The sequence below is a fragment of the Flavobacterium daejeonense DSM 17708 genome (assembly GCF_000425425.1).
Taxonomy (GTDB): Bacteria; Bacteroidota; Bacteroidia; order Flavobacteriales; family Flavobacteriaceae; genus Flavobacterium; species Flavobacterium daejeonense.
Window position 1 is genome coordinate 49,858 of the sequence record NZ_AUDK01000019.1, and the last position, 18,696, is coordinate 68,553.

Sequence of the window (18,696 nt, forward strand, 5' to 3'; positions counted from 1 at the left end):
ATTTTTTTTGAGAGTCAAATCGGGTGTCAGGTCGAGCACAGTCGAGACCCCTATTTAAAAAGAAAACTTTAATAATTGAAATAGTTTTTAAGAGTTAATTTTGCTTTATCGAGCGCAGTCGAGCTGTCAAATCGAGCGCAGTCGAGATTCTTAAAAATCAAATTACCCAAGGAAACCCATACGAATGAAAAAAATAGTATTTCTTACCGGAACCCGTGCTGATTTTGGAAAAATAAAATCCTTAATTACTATTTTGGAGCAAAACCCTGAATTTGAAGTTCATGTTTTTGTAACCGGTATGCACCTGCAAGAGGAATACGGCTATACACTAATAGAGATTGAACGTTGTAAATTTAATAACATACATACGTTTGTAAATTATACTCACGAAACCACGATGGATTTAACACTAGCTAAAACCATTGAAGGTTTTTCGGCCTATTGCAAAGCCATTCAGCCCAATATGGTTGTGGTACATGGCGATCGGGTAGAAACATTAGCAGGAGCCATAGTAGGTTCCTTAAATAATATTTTAGTAGCCCATATTGAAGGTGGCGAAATTTCGGGTACGGTGGACGAATTAATTCGGCATAGCGTTAGTAAACTAAGTCATATTCATTTTGTATCAAATAATCAGGCAGCAAAGCGATTGATACAAATGGGAGAAATACAGGAAGCTGTATTTATCATCGGTTCTCCGGATATTGATAGTATGTTTTCCAATCAGTTACCGGATTTGCCAACTGTCAAAACCTATTACAATATAGATTTTGAGGAATATGCTGTGGTAATGTTTCATCCGGTTACCACAGAGATTATGGAAATGCACCAATATGCACAAACCTTTGTGAAGGTACTGTTAGAAGACCATCAAAATTATGTGGTGATTTATCCAAACAATGATTTAGGAAGCCGTTGTATTAGGGATGCTTATAAGGAATTAAAAACCAATCAGCGATTTAGAGTTTTTCCGTCCTTACGCTTTGAATATTTTTTAACCCTTCTGAAAAACGCCTGTTTTATTATAGGAAACAGCAGTGCCGGAATCAGAGAAGCTCCTTATTATGGTATCCCAATTATCAATATCGGTACAAGACAGCAAAACAGAGCTGTTCATGCTGATATTATCCATGCCGATTATACCGAAAAGAGTATCAAAGAAGCTTTAGCTCAAGTGCAATCCAGTAGAGTAAAAGTGACCAATAGTGATTTCGGACAGGGAAATAGTGATCAATTATTTTTAGAATGTCTTCAAAAATCGGATATTTGGAAGCTTAATCATCAAAAACAATTTAGAGATAGTTAATGGCGAACCAAAAAGTATTGATTCTCCTGCCGGACGGAATAGGGCTTCGAAATTTTGCTTACACTGATTTCTATAAATTGGGTAAGGAAAAAGGCTTCTCTATAATTTATTGGAACAATACCCCTTTTAACTTATCCGATTTAGGATTCCCGGAAATTAAAATTAATAAGGCAAAAGCAAGTCCGTTAGCAGATATATTTAAAAATGCCCGAAAACATATTGAACTGAATTTAAATATTCGGAAAGGAAATGATGAGGTGTACAACAGCTATCGGTTTCCCTTTACTTATAAAACACTTAAATCAGCGGTTAAAAATGTGGCAACTCAGTTTTTAATTGCGACACATACTTCTGATAGCGGTTTAGAGCGGATTCGTGAAAATTTAAAAGAAAAGGAACGTAAAACGCATTATTTTCAAGAGTGTTTAGAAACCCTGAAAAGAGAAAAACCGGCTATTGTTTTATGTACGAATCAACGTCCCATTTTGGCCGTAGCTCCATTGTTGGCAGCACAGGAATTAGGGATTCCCACCGCTACTTTTATTTTTTCCTGGGATAATTTACCCAAGGCAACAATGGTTGTGGAGACCGATTATTATATGGTTTGGAGTAATTATATGAAAAAAGAGCTGTTGTATTATTATCCCTATATTAAAGAAAGTCAGATTTTGGTTACCGGAACCCCTCAGTTTGAGAGTCATTTTAATACCCATAAAATAGTTTCTAAAGAGCAATTTTTTGAATGGCATCAATTGAATTCTCAAAAAAAATACATTTGTTACTCAGGAGATGATGTTACAACTTGTCCTGATGATCCACAGTATTTAGATGATGTCGCAGCAGCAGTACGACTATTAAATCAGGAAGGGGCAGCCTTAGGAATTATATTCAGAAGATGTCCAGTTGATTTTTCGAATCGTTTTGATAATGTTTTGCAAAAGAATAAAGACATAATCACGCCGATAGCCCCCAAGTGGGAATTAATAGGCGAAGGCTGGAATACGGTTTTGCCTACTCAGGAAGATTTAGATTTACAACTCAATACAATCTTTCATTCCGAAATGGTTATAAATTTAGGATCATCTATGGTATTCGATTATGCCGTTCATAAAAAAAGTTGCGCTTTTATAAATTATGATGTAAGCAATAAAAAAAATCCATCCTGGTCAGTATCAAAAATATACAACTATGTTCATTTTCGTTCAATGCCTGATAAAAAAAGTGTGATTTGGTTGAGTTCGGCTGATGAAATAGCAGCTAAAATTAAATCAGGATTAGAAAAATCAGGGGAGATTGTTGCAAATGCTCAAAGATGGTTCCAAATCATAGCCGGTGAAAATCCCACCCAAGCCTCAGAAAAAATATGGGATGCCATTGATAAGATAGTTAATGAAATTTAATTTAAAATAATGTTTGCTTCTGTGTCATCCTGAGCTTGTCGAAGGATTAAATCTCACATCTCACATCTCACAACTCACAACTCACCATTCACTACTAAAATGTTCTTCAACTCCCTAACTTTTGCCATATTCCTCCCAATAGTTTTTGTGCTATACTGGTTTGTGTTCAATAAAAACAAAACTACGCAGAATACGCTGTTGATTATTGCCAGCTATTATTTCTATTCCTGTTGGGACTGGCGGTTTTTGTTTTTGTTGGTTTTTTCCACCTTTTTGGATTATTACACCGGAATCCGGATTGAAAAAAGTCAGAAGGAAAGCGGACGCAAATTCTGGTTTTGGCTCAGTATCGGAGTCAATCTGGGATTTCTGGGCATGTTCAAATACTATAATTTTTTCACGACTTCTTTTGCAGAATTAGCCAATGGTTTCGGATTGAAAACTTCACCATTCTTATTGGATGTAGTGTTACCTGTGGGGATTTCTTTTTATACTTTCCATGGATTGTCCTATGTAATTGATATTTATTACAAAAGAATCAAAGCCGAATACAACTTTGTCGATTATTCACTTTTTGTGAGTTATTTTCCGCTGTTGGTCGCCGGACCTATCGAACGAGCCACGCATTTATTGCCGGAAATAAAAGAAAAAAGAAGCTTTAACTTCGAACAGGCCAAGGCCGGAATCTACCAAATGCTATGGGGATTAGTCAAAAAAGTCGTAATTGCCGACACCTGTGCCACCTATGCCAATGCCATTTTCGACCATTATCCGTCGATGAATTCCGGCTCACTCATTTTGGGAGCCGTTTATTTTGCGTTCCAAATTTACGGAGACTTCTCCGGCTATTCCGATATGGCTTTGGGGATGTCTAAATTATTCGGATTAGAGTTGTTGCGAAATTTCAACTATCCCTATTTCTCCAGAGACATTGCCGAATTCTGGCGTCGTTGGCACATTTCTCTTTCTTCCTGGTTTCGTGATTATTTGTACATTCCCCTCGGAGGCAGCAAAGGCGGAATGTGGATGAAAATTCGAAATACCTTTATCATCTTTTTGGTAAGCGGATTTTGGCATGGCGCCAATTGGACCTATGTTGTTTGGGGATTTATCAATGCTTTGTATTTCCTGCCCTTGTTATTGCGAAAGTCCAATCGTAATAATATCGATACGGTAGTTTTAGACAAAAGTTGGAATTCCGTAAAAGTAGTAGCCAACATCCTGCTCACTTTTGCGCTGAGCTGCCTGGCCTGGGTATTTTTCAGAGCCAGTACCATTACCGATGCTTTTTTATATTTGAAAAAAATGTTCACCAACGGAGTTTTTGCCTCCCAATATTTAGCTAACGAACGCTACAATTACGAATTACTATTGATGCTATTGGCTTTTGTAGCCGTCGAATGGAACCATCGCACTAAAGAAGAACCCATTTCCGGCAAATACCAAACTGTAAAATTAGCACTTTGCCTAACGTCAATTATAGCTCTAGGGACTTATTCTGATTATAAGGAATTTATTTATTTTCAGTTTTAATGGTTTTAATTTTCGTTTTCCCCAACCCTAAAGGGAGCCGGAAATTCAAAGCGTTCATGATTAATAATAAAGTCCTAATTTCTTTTCCCCTTTAGGGCTGGGGTAGAAAAGAAATTATTATATAATTTTAAAATATATTCTTATGGCAAAAAATAAAAATCTATCCGATAATATGTGGAAAGGGGCATCTCCAGAGATTTTTTCAAACGCAAAGAAGTTAAGAGAAAATCAAACGGAAGCAGAAGAAAAGTTGTGGTTAGCTGTAAAAGATAATCAGATTGAAGGATATAAATTTCGAAGACAACATCCGCTTAGTATTTATGTAGTTGATTTTTATTGCCATGCTTTAAAATTAGTAATTGAAATAGACGGAGGCTATCACTTGGATGAAGAACAACAAATCTTGGATAAAAAAAGAACAGCAGATATTGAATTTCAGGGATTAAAAGTAATCCGGTTTACTAATGAAGAGATACTATTAAATTTACCAAATGTTGTTGAAAAAATTAAAACCTATATAAAATAAAAACGTCCCATTTCTTTTTTCCACCCTTTAGGGCGGGGAAAGAAAAAAGAAATTAATGATTTGTTTTTTAGAAAGGAGTTAAAAGAGCCAAATTTTCGTTTTCCCCAACCCTAAAGGGAGCCGGAAATTCAAAAGCGTTCATGATTAATAATAAAGTCCTAATTTCTTTTCCCCTTTAGGGCGGGGAAAGAAAAAAGAAATTAATGATTTGTTTTTTAGAAAGGAGTTAAAAGAGCCAAATTTTCGTTTTCCCCAACCCTAAAGGGAGCCGGAAATTCAAAGCGTTCATGATTAATAATAAAGTCCTAATTTCTTTTCCCCTTTAGGGGCAGGGGCAGAAAAGAAATGAAAAAGTTCTGCTTTTTTCCCACCCTTTAGGGCGGGGAAAGAAAAAAATAAACAATTACAACCAAATGAAACAATTCATACTTTTTACAATTAAAACCATAATCATCATCCTGCTTTTAGCAGTACTGCTGGACTATGCCTATACCACCGTATATGCACATTCCAATAACCGAAACAAAATAGAGGATGTCTATAATTCCAAAAACCGAAATTATGACGTCGTAATTTTGGGCTCTTCCCGTGCCAACAACCATTTTGTTTCCGAAATGTTCGAACAAAAAGGCCTGAAAACCTTCAACTACGGTATCAGTGGCGGACATTTATTCGAAGCCGATTTACTGCTGAAACTAATGATGGAACGCCATTACAAAATCAAAACGGTCATTTTGGAAGCCGATTTAAATTTGTCTAATGAAAAACGTTCCGAAACGGTGGCGGCTAATTTTTTACCCTATATACACCGTTCTGAAATTATAAAAGAGCATTTTTCCAAAGAACCCGATTTTAATAGCCTGTATTATATCCCTTTTTATCGCTATGTTAATTTTGATGAATTAATCGGTTTCAGAGAATTTTATAAGACATTAAGCAACCAATCAACCAATGTTTTGGATAAAGGAGGATTTCATGCCCTGAAACAAAATAAAAAAGGGAGGATGAAAAATGATATTAGTACTCTAAAACCCTTAAAAAATAAATATTACGAAGATATAAAAGCAATTTGCGTAGCCAATAAAATTAACTTTATTGCGGTAATGACACCTATGTGTGAAAACACCAAAGGCATAGACTATTTCGAAAAAGTAAAAAAAGCCTACCCTGAAATCCACAATTATGAAAAGGTAGTAACAGCAGATAAATATTTTTCGTCTTGTGGACACATGAACGCCAATGGCGCTAAAATATTTACAGCCAGAATCCTTCAGGATTTTTTCTCCAACTAGTCCAAAAGATGATACTTTATCTTCATTTTTAAAGCATACTCTCTCATTTTACTCAAACGCATTCCCCTCTTCCAGAGAGGCTGAGTGTGTGTAAAAAACGAGAAGCAAAGCACAAAAAAAAACTCAAATACAACTATACGTATTCCCCTCTTCCAGAGGGGTTAGGGGTGTGTGAAAGACGGAAGGGAATCACAAATTTCTCAATTATCCTTAGATAAAACCGACAACTGTCAACCCACAACCCACAACTCACAACTCACAACTGAAAAGGGACTAGGGGTGTGTAGCAATCATCATAAGGTATCCCAAACCACCTCAATTACCACCACACAAAACCCACAACTTACAACTTACAACTGATAATCGACAACCCACAACTCAATATAATTATTAAATTACAACGAAGTTTCATATCATTGCATAAAGAAACCATCACATGCACATCGCTTTTTTAACACCCGAATATCCTCATGCTAAAATAGCTCACGCAGCCGGAATAGGTACCAGTATTAAAAATCTGGTTATGGCTTTGGTGGAAAAAGGACTGAAGGTTACCGTATTGGTTTATGGGCAAAAAGAAAATCAAATTATAGCGGAGAACGGATCAACAATCCATTTGATTAAAAATCAAAAATACAGCATCTTAGGCTGGTATAGGCATCGCAAACATATTGAGAAATATTGTAAGGCAGTAATTGAAAAAGAGAAAATTGAGATACTGGAAGCCCCTGATTGGACTGGAATTACGGCTTTTATGAAATTCAAAATTCCGTTGGTTATTCGCTTTCACGGCAGCGATACCTATTTTTGTCATTTGGAGCAAAGAAAACAAAAAGGAAAGAATTTCTTTTTTGAAAAGCTGGCTGTTTCAAATGCAACAGCTTTCATTGCACCTACGGCCTTTGCAGGAGCATTATCAAAAAAATTATTCAAGATTAAAAAGAAGCAAATAAAGACCATTCATTACGGACTGGATTTAGCTTTGTTTCAAAATCTCGAACCGGAACAATTGGAAACAGGATTATTACTTTATACCGGAACCCTCATTCGGAAAAAAGGAGTTTTAGAACTTCCGGCTATTTTCAATAAAGTTCGAACAGCGTTTCCTAATGCCAGATTACTTTTAATAGGAGGTGATGCACCCGATATAAAAACCAATTCCAATTCTACATGGGAATTGATGAAGAGTCAATTTACCCCGGAAGATTTGAAAAAAGTAAGTTATTTGGGTAAAATACCTTATGGCCAAATGCAGGAATACATTCAAAAAGCCCATGTTTGTGTGTTTCCCACCTTTGCAGAAACCTTGGGAATGGTCACTATTGAAGCCATGGCGATGCAGAAAGCAGTAGTAAATTCCAATATCGGCTGGGCTCAGGAACTAATAATTGATGGAGAAAGTGGTTTTTTAATCCATCCGGCCAACCATAATTTATTTACAGAAAGGATTTTACAATTACTCGAAAACAATGCCCTGACTCAGGAGATGGGACAACTTGCCCGATTAAGAGTAGAAAAGCATTTTAATATCGATACAATTGTTCAGCAAAATATACAGTTTTACAAAGAAGTAGGAAGCAGAAATCTAGACAAGCGGCTTGAATAAACTAATTATCTATCAACTATTACGATTAATAGAAAATAACCCGTTGACTAAAATTAGTTTTTGAGGATAATTTTTCGTCACGTCGAGTGATTCCGTTATTGGATGGGATTGTATCGAGAAGTTTTATTCCGTTTCACTATACAAAAAAAACACCCGAATTGATATTTTTAATAATTTCACCCAACGGCTTAGAGAATAATTAGTGTTAATCTGCGTAATTTGCGGTTAAAAAAAAAAGAGTAGTTTGATTATAATCTACCATAAAAACAATAAAGTTGTTAAAGTAATAAGAGATGAAGAAAACTTGTTTTTCTCTTCTCATACGATTGCTGGTACAATAAATAACTTAGCAGAATTATATCCGCAGGATTGGCTAATTTGGTGCGACCTGGATTTAAAACCCTATTTGAATCTTTCAAAATTCAAATCCATTTTCCATCATCATAAAATCATGACTTCTTTCGGTCAAAGTCATATTCCGGTTGCTATTGGTTATGTCGAAGAATCCCCTTTTGTCAAAATTAATAAAATGGTTGCTTACCCAACCTGGCTCATGAGTGCTGAGGCAGGCGGAGTACATGCTTCCGTTTTAAAAACTATTGGAAGTAAAATAAAAACAGACACAAGTTTTGATTATTTTATCAATTCGCTAGCCAAATTAGGAATGCCGGCCGGACTTTTTTGTTATTCGGATCCCCGTTTGCTCACCAATCCTGTACCCAAAATACAAAAGGGAGAAAGTACAAATCACTACATTTTATTCCGTTTTGTGAGTCAGCATTATAAAAAAAGATGGCTGTTGTTATTGTTTGTAAATCTGATGCTGTTTGAAAAACGTTTTCCTGTCATTCCGTTTTTATATGGTTGTTTTTTTCAAAGCAGAAAAAAGACTGCATTGAATTTAGAAGATATTCCGGTACAATCTGCTTTGGAACCCATTTTAGATAAAACGATAGATGTCATTATCCCGACCATTGGGAGAAAACAGTATTTATATGATGTGTTAAAGGATTTAGCCAATCAAACGCATTTGCCTAAAAGAGTAATTATAGTAGAGCAAAATCCTTTGCCTGATAGTCTTTCCGAATTGGATTACCTAACAAATCAAAGTTGGCCTTTTACAATTAAACATATTTTTACTCATCAGGCAGGAGCTTGCAATGCACGGAATTTGGCTTTGAATGAAGTAGAAAGCGAATGGGTGTTTATGGCTGATGATGATATCCGCTTGCACATAGACTTTTTTAATGAGGCTTTTGATAGGATTAAAAAGTTGGGAATTGGTCAGATTACTTTTGGATGTTATGCTGTTAATTATGTTCAAAAAGAAAAGAAAGAAGGAATTTTTCAATGGTCGTCTTTTGGCTCAGGATGTAGTATCGTTAAAAAGCAAAGTATAGATGCAATAAAATATAATTTACATTTTGAGTTTGGATATGGTGAAGATGCTGATTTTGGAATGCAACTGCGTAATAAGGGACTTGATGTTGTATTTAGTTCAAGACCGGAAATAACTCATCTTAAAGCAGTTGTGGGAGGCTTTCGAACCATCCTGAAAAAACCATGGGATGACGATATTGTACAGCCTAAACCTTCGCCAACAGTGATGTTGTTCAAGATAAAGCATTATACAAAACAACAACTTTTAGGATACAAAATAGTATTGTTTTTAAAATACTATAAAATTCAAAAAATAAAAAATCCTATTTTGTATTATAAAAACTTTCAAAAACAATGGAAGCAAAGTGTTTTTTGGGCGAATAAGTTAAAGTGAAAACAAAATTATAAAATAAACCCTAACTCCCTCAATTACCACTAAACGCATTCCCATCTTCCAGAGGGGCTAGGGGTGTGTAAAAACAAGAGGCAAAGCACAAAAATCTTCAATTACCACTACACAAAAACCTACAACTGTCAACTGTCAACTCACAACTGAAAAGGGGCTAGAGGTGTGTAACAATCATAATAAAAAAATAAAACGCACTCAATTACCACTAAACAAAACTGACAACCCACAACTTATTAAACCCAAACACTACTCCCGAATAAAAAAATCTTTGTAATATTGGTTTTAATTAAAAATAGAAACAAAACAATGAATTTCAGCTTAATTGTTTGCACCTATATGCGTCCGAAACCCTTATTGCGATTGTTGCAATCGGTTCAGGAACAAACACGCTATCCGGATGAAATTCTGATCATAGACGGTTCGGTGAATCAGGAAACGCAAACAGCATTAAGTCAAAAATCATTTCAAAATCTAAAGTATATTTTAGTTTCCGATGAAAACAGAGGTTTAACCAGACAACGTAATTTGGGTATTTCCAAAGTTGCTGAAACTTCTGAAATTGTCTTTTTTCTGGATGATGATACCGTTTTGGAAAAGAATTATTTTGAAGAAATAATTAAAACTTACCAAAAACATCCGGAAGCTTTGGCTGTGGGAGGTTATATTAAAAATGAAATTAAATGGGAACAGCTAGGAGAGAATTATAAATTAAAACCAACGGAATTTTATTTTGACGGTTGGAAAAGAAAAGACAGTTCCCGTTTTCTGATGCGTAAAAAGCTGGGTTTGGATGCAGATACACCACCTGGTTTTTCGCCTTTATTTTCTCATGGTCGAAGTGTGAGTTTTTTACCACAAACTAATAAAATATATAAGGTGGAAATGTTGATGGGGGGAGTTTCCTCCTTCAAAAAATCAATATTTAACAGTATTCGATTTTCGACATATTTTGAAGGTTATGGTTTGTATGAAGACGCTGATTTTTCATTGCGATTGGCTAAAAAAGGAAAATTGTATTTGAATACAGCAGCTCAATTATCACATTACCACGAACCTTCCGGCAGACCCAATCACTACCGTTATGGAAAAATGGTAGTACGAAATGGCTGGTATGTTTGGAGAGTAAAAAATCCCAATCCACAACTAAAAGATAAATTAAAATGGCATTCTATTACATTATTGTTAACAGCTATCCGATTTTCAAATACATTTACAACAACAAATAAAAAAGCGGCTTTCACAGAGTCTTTAGGGCGTTTTTTGGGTTGGATAGAACTTTTGTTTAATAAACCGGGAAATTAGACAATGAATCATAGACTAAAAACAAGTGTTTTTAAAATATTAGATGGGCTTCCAGATCGGTTGGGGTATTTTATTTATCATCAATTGCAGGATTTGATTGCTAAGCTCAGTATTGAGGATAAGATCAAATCTACAGAGGCTTCTTATCGTTTGATGAAAAAAATATTTGACCAACAGCAAATTTCCTTAGAGAATAAAATTATTGTTGAGGTAGGATCCGGATGGGCACCCATTTTACCCTATTTGTTTGTTCATGATGCTGCGGTAAAAAAAGTCTTAACTTATGATATCAATAAGCATTACAAGAAAAAAAGTATCAAAGAATTAAACAAAATTTTTGAAGAGAAGTATAATAATCAGTTTGGTGATTTGTCAGGGAACTCTAATTTAAATGAAAAAGTAAATTATTTTCCTTATACCAATGTGGCTGAAGGAGAATTAAAAGATACAGATATTATCATCTCTCGTTTTGTTTTAGAACACCTAAGTCCAAAGGATATAAAAAAGATGCATCAGTCATTTGAAAATAAATTAAAAAGCGGCAGCTATATTTTACACCTGATTTCACCAGGGGACCATAGAGCTTATAGTGATAAAAGCATTTCTTTATATGATTTTTTGAAATACAGTCAACAGGAATGGGATGCGATACAAACAAAGTTTGATTATCATAATCGTTTAAGATTACCTCAGTATTTAGAAATATTACAGCAAAACTTTGAGATGATACATCTTGAATATACTTCTTGCGTTCCGGAAAGCTTAGAATACCAAAAATTTAAAAAAATAAATGTTCATGAAGATTTTAAGAGATTTTCATTCGAAGAGCAAACTGCCGGAAGTATTAATGTTTTATTAAAAAAAAAGATAGCCTTTTTATAGTCTTCTTGGAGAGAATTGAGTATGAGTACAAAAATAAATACACGCAATTACCCCCAAACGCATTCCTCTCTCTAAAATCGAATATTCAACGATTCCAAATAAAAATATAAACTAGAGTTAGAGAATTTAAGGATGTGTTACAATCATAAAAGAAAGCAGAATTCACTCGATTAGCAGATACACATTCCCCTCTTTCAGAGGGGTTAGGGGTGTGTAGCAATTGTAATATGAATCCAAAATGCATTCAATTACCCCTAAACAAAACTGACAACCCACAACCTACAACTCATAACTGAAAAGGGCTAGGAGTGTGTAAAAAGCATGAAACAGAGTACAATTTTTCTCAATTATTACTAAACAAAACTAACAACCCACAACTCAACTCTTATATGTACTACAATAATAGCTTATGGTTATTCTCAGTTAATAAAAAAAACTTATATGACTTATATGTTTTAAAAAACAGCTAATTTATCCACAACCCACAACCCACAATCCACAACCGAAAACAACCCATAACTTTTATACCTATATTTGCTTACAAAGAAAGCAGCAAAATGAAGTTTTTAATCATTACCCATGTCGTCCATAGCCAAAGGAATCAAAAGTACTTTGCTTACGAACCATATGTGCGCGAAATGAATTTATGGTTGAAAAATGTAGAGGAAGTAATGGTGATAGCTCCAATTGCTAATCATACGTCAACAGCAATCGATAGTGCTTATGAACATCAAAATATTGATTTCAAACCGGTAGCGGCTTTGAGTTTGACAACTTTGAAGAATACGCTCATTACATTGTTTGAAATTCCCGGTATTTTGTACCAAATTTACAAAGCCATGCAACAGGCCGATCATATCCATTTGCGTTGCCCGGGAAATATGGGTTTGTTAGCTTGTATATTGCAAATTTTTTTTCCTTCCACAACCAAGACCGCAAAGTATGCGGGCAATTGGGATTCTAAAAGTAAACAACCATGGAGTTATCGCCTGCAAAAATGGATTTTATCCAATACTTTTTTGACCCGAAATATAAAAGTGTTGGTTTATGGTGAATGGGATAATCAATCGGCTAATATTCAGTCTTTTTTTACCGCCAGTTATTCCGAACGAGAAGAAAAAACAACAGTAAAGACCATTGGTTCAAATGAAAACATACGACTGCTTTTTGTAGGAAGTTTGGTTGAAGGCAAAAATCCGTTGTATGCTATCCGGCTTTTGGAACAATTAAAACAGACAAATCTTAATGTTCAATTAGATGTTTTTGGAGACGGACCTTTAAGACGGACTTTGCAAAATTATATTGAAAAGCACACTCTTAGTGAATGTGTTTTTTTGCATGGCAATCAAAATCAGGAAGTATTGAAAAAAGCCTATCAGAAGAGCCATTTTGTTATCTTAGCCTCTAAGAGCGAGGGCTGGCCCAAAGCCATTGCCGAAGGAATGTTTTGGGGGTGTGTTCCTATTGCTACTGCGGTTTCCTGCGTACCTGAAATGCTGGATTACGGACATCGCGGAATTTTGTTACAAATGGATACAGAGAAAGATACCGATACAATCGCAACGTTAATAAATAATCCTGACCAGTTTGAAAAGAGAAGTAAAGAAGCTATTAATTGGTCCAGAAAATATACCTTAGAATATTTTGAAACCGAAATAAAAAAGCTGCTGCAAAAATGAGAATACTACAACTAATTGATTCCTTAGAAGCAGGCGGAGCCGAACGCATGGCAGTTAATTACGCCAATATGTTGTCGGAAGAAGGGACTTTTTCAGCATTGGTTGCTACCCGAAAAGAGGGAATTTTAAAAGCAAAAATAGCACCTAAAGTGGATTATTTGTTTTTAAATAAAAAAAGAACCCTCGATTTTAGTGCCATTTTCAAGTTGCGGAAATTCATAAAACAACACCGTATTCAGTGTGTTCAGGCGCATGGTTCTTCTTTCTTCTTGGCCATTTTGGTCAAATGCAGCTATCCCAAACTAAAAATTATCTGGCACGATCATTATGGGAATAGTGATTTTCTAATACAGCGGCCTAAAGCAGTCTTGCAATGTCTCAGTTTTCTTTTTGATGGCATTATTTCAGTAAACGAAAAGTTGCAAAAGTGGGCTTTGGATTATTTGCATTGTAAAAACAGCGTTTATTTGTCTAATTTTGTTTGTGATGAAAGAGAAGAAGCGCTGCAATCAGACTGTAAATTACAAGGGATTTCCGGAAAGCGGATTGTGTGTCTGGCAAATTTAAGACCACAGAAAAACCATTCTTTCTTGTTGGAATTAGCTTCTTTGTTGAAAGAATCTCATCCTAATTGGAGTTTTCATTTGGTTGGTAAAGATTTTAAGGATGCTTATTCCGTACAGTTAAAGAAGGAAATCAAAGAACGTCAATTGGAAAATCAGGTCTTTTTGTATGATTCCTGTTCGGATGTGGACGGGGTTTTAAAACAGACGGAGATAGGGATACTCACTTCAAAATCGGAAGGATTGCCATTGGCAGTTTTGGAATATGCCTGGCATAAAAAAGCAGTGGTTTTGACCAATGTTGGTCAATTACAAACAGTAGTTGATACAGGAGAAAATGGTTTTTTAGTATCGCCGGATGAGGTGGTTCTTTTTCATAAACAATTAATCCAATTGATAAACCAACCGGAACTTAGAGCCTCTTTTGCTGAAAAACTTCATCAGAAAGTGGAAAAACAGTTTTCGGCAGCTGCGGTAATAAAAGCATATAGTCATTGGGTAAGCACAACAATTATAAATGAATAAGTCTGAAATCAATTATATCAATTTAATATTCCTGCATGTCGGGATAGCATTTGCTATTTTTTTTATTCCTTTTTTGTCTAAAATTTACGCCTTGCTGATTGCTGTTTTAGGAGGTTATTATATTATATCGAAAAACAACCAAAACAATGAAGTGCTTTATGTGTCGGCTTATCTGGTTGGGGCAGAGGTTTTTTTAAGAATGACCGGCGGTAATCTGAACAATGAGTATGTCAAGACTGTAGTTTCTTTACTAATGTTATTGGGTTTTGTACTGAGCGGTTTTTCTAAAAACAGCATTGTTTATTGGTTTTACTTCTTATTCCTGATTCCCGGAATGCTGGTTACTATGAGCAGTCAGGATCTCGATTTGGAAATTCGAAAAGCAATCACCTTTAATATTTCCGGACCGGTTTGTCTGGGACTGAGTGCTTTGTATTGTTACCAGAGAAGAGTAAGTTTCAGTCAGTTGCAAAATATAGTTGTGCTCTTAGGATTACCTGTTGTTGCTACTCTGGTTTATCTGTTGCTGTACAATCCCTCTGTGCGGGAAGTGGTAACCGGAACCCAGTCTAATTTTGCTACTTCAGGAGGCTATGGACCTAATCAGGTGGCTACAGTTTTAGGGCTGGGAATGTTTGTTTTTTTTGCTCAGATGTTTTTTATGTCTAAATCCAAAAGAATGTTACTGCTGAATGGCTTTCTTTTTGTTGTAGCGGCTTATCGTGCTATTGTTACTTTTTCCAGAGGAGGGGTAATTACCGGTTTTGCAATGATTGTTTTATTGCTTTTAGCGGCTTATCTGTTCAGTAACAGCTCCGGAAAAAGAAAAGTACAATGGATTATGATTTTTAGTAGTTTGCTGGCTTTGGGAATTTGGAGTTATTCGGTAGTGCAAACCAGTGGTTTAATTACCAAACGATATGCTAATCAGAATGCAGCCGGACGTGTAAAAGCGGATCGTTTAGGAGGACGCGAACAGATAATGGGAACTGAAATAGCTCTTTTTCAGGAAAATCCTCTGTTGGGAGCGGGAATCGGTATGGGAAAATCTTATCGCGAGCAAATGCTGGGACAGGAGGTGGCTTCGCATAATGAAATTACACGTTTATTAGCCGAACATGGTCTGTTTGGAGTATTGATGTTGTTGATTTTAGTACTCACTCCGCTGATGCTCTTTTTGGTTCAGTATCAAAATATCTATTTTTTTCCCTTTTATGTCTTTTGGCTGTTAACAATTAATCATGCCGCGATGCGAATTGCTGCTCCGGCTTTTGTGTACGCGCTTACGTTACTCACAGTTCATTTTTCGGCAACTGAAATGCCAAAAGAGGGTGTTTCAACAGAAATTTAATCCTTTTAAAGGATAAATTTTATCAATTGGGAATAGTTTATCAACTTGCTTCCGAATTCGATTTTTCAATTTAGAAATCGTAATATCGTTTTTAAACAGCCCTCCAATGACAACCGATAAAATTCATTTTGAACTCTCCGAAAGAAAAATGATGCTGCATTTTGTGGATGTTGTTTGTGTGCTCTTGGCTCTCAATGTTACCGGGAATTTCTTCAGATTGGAATATTTAACATTGGCAGTGTCTAACGGAGTGCATCTGTTGCTTTTATTGGTCTATTTAAAATTAATAGGAGCCGTTTTCGAATTTTACAATCTTCAGGTCGCCAGTACCGAATTTCAGTTAATCCGAAGCACCATTTTAACGGTTACTACTACTACTGTTGCTTATTTTTTAACCCCTGTTTATTCGCCTCCGTTGCCGGCTAACCGCTTGCAGATTTTGGCCTTTTTTACAGTTATCTTTCTGTCGCTTATTTTATGGAGGTTGTTTTATGTACGTTTTCTGGCCTCTAAAAGATTTTATCAAAATGCCTTGTTGATTTGTGATGCCGAGCAAGTAGAAGACTTGGTTTCAGGAATAGAATCCATTGATCCGCATTATAAAATTGTGGCTTTTGTAAGTGATTGTGCCAAAGTAGCCCAATCGGTTCGTTTAAAACCAGGTATTGAATGTGTAAATGCAGGAGAATTAATGCGCTATGTGAATGCCAAACAAATTACTGAAATTGTAGTAGGCACACAAAATCCGGAAAGCATCACTACCGAATTGTACCAGCAATTATTAAAATTACTGGAATCCGGAAGACTTATCAGAGAATATTCGCAGGTGTATGAGTCTAAAACCCAGCGAATTCCTGTGCAATATATCGGGCGTGATTTTTATCGGTTTTTCCCTTTTAGTCGCAGTAATCAAAACCGTTTGTATTTGTCCATAATCCGAATTTTTGAAATAATTCTTTGTTTCGTCGGTTTGCTTCTTACTGTATTACTGATTCCTTTTGTGTTTGTTATGAATAGTTTTGCGAACAAAGGATCTTTGTTTTATACACAGGAACGAATAGGGAAAGACGGAGTGGTTTTTAATATTTTGAAATTCCGAACCATGTTGGAAAATTCGGAAGCAGATCAAGCTGTTTTTGCAGCTCCTGATGATACCCGGGTTACGGCCTTTGGACGCTTTATGCGCAAAACCAGAATGGACGAATTTCCTCAGTTTGTTAATATTCTAAAAGGGGACATGGCAGTAATCGGCCCCCGTCCCGAAAGACCTTTTGTGGTTAAAGAAATTGCCGAAAGAATGCCTTTTTATGAAACCCGTCATATCATTAAGCCCGGACTTACCGGCTGGGCGCAGGTAAATTATTCTTATGGAGAAAGTCTGGAAGACAGTCTGATTAAACTCCAATACGATTTGTATTATATCAAACACCGAAGTTTTTACCTCGATTTTAATATTGCCTTAAAAACCATAACCACCATTTTATTTTACCGCGGACAGTAGCTTTTTAAATAATAATCGGAATTGTTTTTTTGTTTTTGAGTGCTATTTGAATTAAGAAATACACCGAAGTGACTATTAAAGGCAAAACGATTAATAAATGGGCTTTGTTGAATAGGAACACCAGATAAATCAGTAGTGAAAAGAGGTTGAATAAAGCTAATCGGTACGTCCATAATTTGTTCTGTTTACTGTAAAAGAATACTAAAATTAATAAGGCCGGATTGAATAACAGTACGTTGTAATTGTTGGCTAATTCTAAATGATTGGAATAAAATCCCATAAAAAGGAAAAATAATCCAAGTATTCCCATTAAGATAAAATAAGCAAGATGTATTCCTTTTTTATTCCAGATTATCAAAAGTGCCAGAAAAATTAAATAGGAATACATATTGTTCCACCAGGAGCTTGGATGCGATTCTTCAAAGTGTAAAAGTGTTTCATTTTCAGAGGCCAGAGGCTGGTTTTTATACTGAATCAGTTTTAAGCTTTTTTTCAATTCTAATGGCAAAAAGAGTTTTGTGCCTAATTGATCTACTTTAGAACCAAAGATGATGCTGGTACCCAGTTTTTCATAAAAATGATGGTCAAAATAAGGATATAAAATACTTCTGTAGCTTAAATTAGTGTCTGTTTTTTTAGTAATTACGGTACTTCCTAAAGTTTTATTGATGATAGCTACAACCATCGAAGTACAGTTTTTGTCAATAAATTTATAAGTATAATGACTGTCACCGGAAGCCAGTGATGTATTTAAATTTTCAAAAAGCTTTTGTTTTAATGCTAAGGGGATATTTAATTCCTGCTCATCAACCGAACGGTTTTCATAAGTGTACTGACTGATAAAATCAGTAAAAGGGTGCACCACTGCAAAATACTGTAAATCCCCTTTGGCAAACTTAGGAACGAAATTAGGGGTGTTAAAATCAAAAGCGCCGTAATTGTAAACAGCATCTACAAAATTAGCTTCGTCTTTAATTCGGATGGCGGTATGTCCAAAAAGAGAATAGGATTCATTCCCCAGTCCGCAAGTGATTACGCTAACGGTAGCCTCTTTGGATAATTGGATATTTTGTGCCCAAAAAGCATTAGAAAAACTAAGAAAGAATAGCAGAAATATGTTGTTTTTCAAAGTGAAACGATTTGTCATAGTGATTGTTTTTTACTTTTTAACTTAAACCCGTTGGGTGAAATTACTAAAAACGTCAGTTCGAGTGTTTTTTGTATAGTGAAACGGAACAAAAAATGTATCGAGAACCATTTTTAATGAAATTTTTCTTGTTCTCGATACGATTTTCTTCCCGAGGCTTCGGGAGAAAATCACTCGAACTGACGAAAAATTATAATCAAAAATTAATTTCACCCAACGGATTTTTAACTTAAGTTAGTCTGAAATATTGTAAATATAAACAGGTCCTAAATACCTCTTAAGAGGGAAATCTGT

Annotated in this window: 14 protein-coding genes; 13 read left to right on the top strand and 1 reads right to left on the bottom strand. The window is 35.4% G+C overall.

Annotated features, from left to right (window positions below):
• Positions 1 to 184 precede the first annotated feature (184 nt).
• The 13 genes from neuC (at position 185) to H599_RS0113310 (ending at position 17,255) form a co-directional block, all read left to right on the top strand.
• Positions 185 to 1,306: a UDP-N-acetylglucosamine 2-epimerase gene (gene neuC, locus H599_RS0113250; RefSeq protein WP_026714575.1), complete on the top strand. Its 1,122-nt coding sequence runs from the start codon at positions 185 to 187 to the stop codon at positions 1,304 to 1,306.
• On the top strand, positions 1,306 to 2,706 hold the full coding sequence (locus H599_RS0113255) for a glycosyltransferase family protein (RefSeq protein WP_026714576.1): 1,401 nt from the start codon (positions 1,306 to 1,308) through the stop codon (positions 2,704 to 2,706). The genes neuC and H599_RS0113255 overlap by 1 nt, the downstream gene beginning before the upstream one ends.
• A gap of 99 nt (positions 2,707 to 2,805) precedes the next feature.
• Positions 2,806 to 4,239, top strand: a complete 1,434-nt coding sequence (locus H599_RS0113260) for an MBOAT family O-acyltransferase (protein WP_026714577.1) — start codon at positions 2,806 to 2,808, stop codon at positions 4,237 to 4,239.
• A 142-nt stretch (positions 4,240 to 4,381) separates the two neighbouring features.
• Positions 4,382 to 4,765, top strand: coding sequence for an endonuclease domain-containing protein (locus tag H599_RS0113265; protein WP_026714578.1), 384 nt, complete (start codon positions 4,382 to 4,384; stop codon positions 4,763 to 4,765).
• Between the two features lie 413 nt (positions 4,766 to 5,178).
• Entirely contained in the window at positions 5,179 to 6,057 is an 879-nt protein-coding gene (locus tag H599_RS0113270; RefSeq protein WP_026714579.1) for a hypothetical protein, read from the top strand.
• 436 nt (positions 6,058 to 6,493) lie between these two features.
• Complete coding sequence (locus tag H599_RS0113275; RefSeq protein WP_026714580.1) at positions 6,494 to 7,663, top strand: glycosyltransferase family 4 protein; 1,170 nt, start codon at positions 6,494 to 6,496, stop codon at positions 7,661 to 7,663.
• A gap of 244 nt (positions 7,664 to 7,907) precedes the next feature.
• The gene (locus H599_RS0113280; RefSeq protein WP_026714581.1) at positions 7,908 to 9,437 is read left to right on the top strand and encodes a glycosyltransferase family 2 protein; all 1,530 of its coding nucleotides are present in this window, start codon (positions 7,908 to 7,910) and stop codon (positions 9,435 to 9,437) included.
• A gap of 321 nt (positions 9,438 to 9,758) precedes the next feature.
• Positions 9,759 to 10,754, top strand: coding sequence for a glycosyltransferase family 2 protein (locus H599_RS0113285; RefSeq protein ID WP_026714582.1), 996 nt, complete (start codon positions 9,759 to 9,761; stop codon positions 10,752 to 10,754).
• Positions 10,755 to 10,757: 3 nt separating this feature from the next.
• Positions 10,758 to 11,636: a CheR family methyltransferase gene (locus H599_RS0113290; protein ID WP_026714583.1), complete on the top strand. Its 879-nt coding sequence runs from the start codon at positions 10,758 to 10,760 to the stop codon at positions 11,634 to 11,636.
• Between the two features lie 557 nt (positions 11,637 to 12,193).
• Positions 12,194 to 13,315: a glycosyltransferase gene (locus H599_RS0113295; protein ID WP_026714584.1), complete on the top strand. Its 1,122-nt coding sequence runs from the start codon at positions 12,194 to 12,196 to the stop codon at positions 13,313 to 13,315.
• Complete coding sequence (locus H599_RS0113300) at positions 13,312 to 14,403, top strand: glycosyltransferase (RefSeq protein ID WP_026714585.1); 1,092 nt, start codon at positions 13,312 to 13,314, stop codon at positions 14,401 to 14,403. The genes H599_RS0113295 and H599_RS0113300 overlap by 4 nt, the downstream gene beginning before the upstream one ends.
• Positions 14,396 to 15,754 (top strand): O-antigen ligase family protein, encoded by a 1,359-nt coding sequence (locus H599_RS0113305; protein ID WP_026714586.1) that lies wholly within the window; start codon positions 14,396 to 14,398, stop codon positions 15,752 to 15,754. The genes H599_RS0113300 and H599_RS0113305 overlap by 8 nt, the downstream gene beginning before the upstream one ends.
• A 106-nt stretch (positions 15,755 to 15,860) precedes the next feature.
• Positions 15,861 to 17,255, top strand: a complete 1,395-nt coding sequence (locus H599_RS0113310) for an exopolysaccharide biosynthesis polyprenyl glycosylphosphotransferase (RefSeq protein ID WP_026714587.1) — start codon at positions 15,861 to 15,863, stop codon at positions 17,253 to 17,255.
• A gap of 4 nt (positions 17,256 to 17,259) precedes the next feature.
• Here the strand turns inward: H599_RS0113310 and H599_RS0113315 are convergent, their stop codons facing one another.
• Positions 17,260 to 18,402 (bottom strand): lipoprotein N-acyltransferase Lnb domain-containing protein, encoded by a 1,143-nt coding sequence (locus H599_RS0113315; RefSeq protein ID WP_035141645.1) that lies wholly within the window; start codon positions 18,400 to 18,402, stop codon positions 17,260 to 17,262.
• Positions 18,403 to 18,696: the final 294 nt, after the last annotated feature.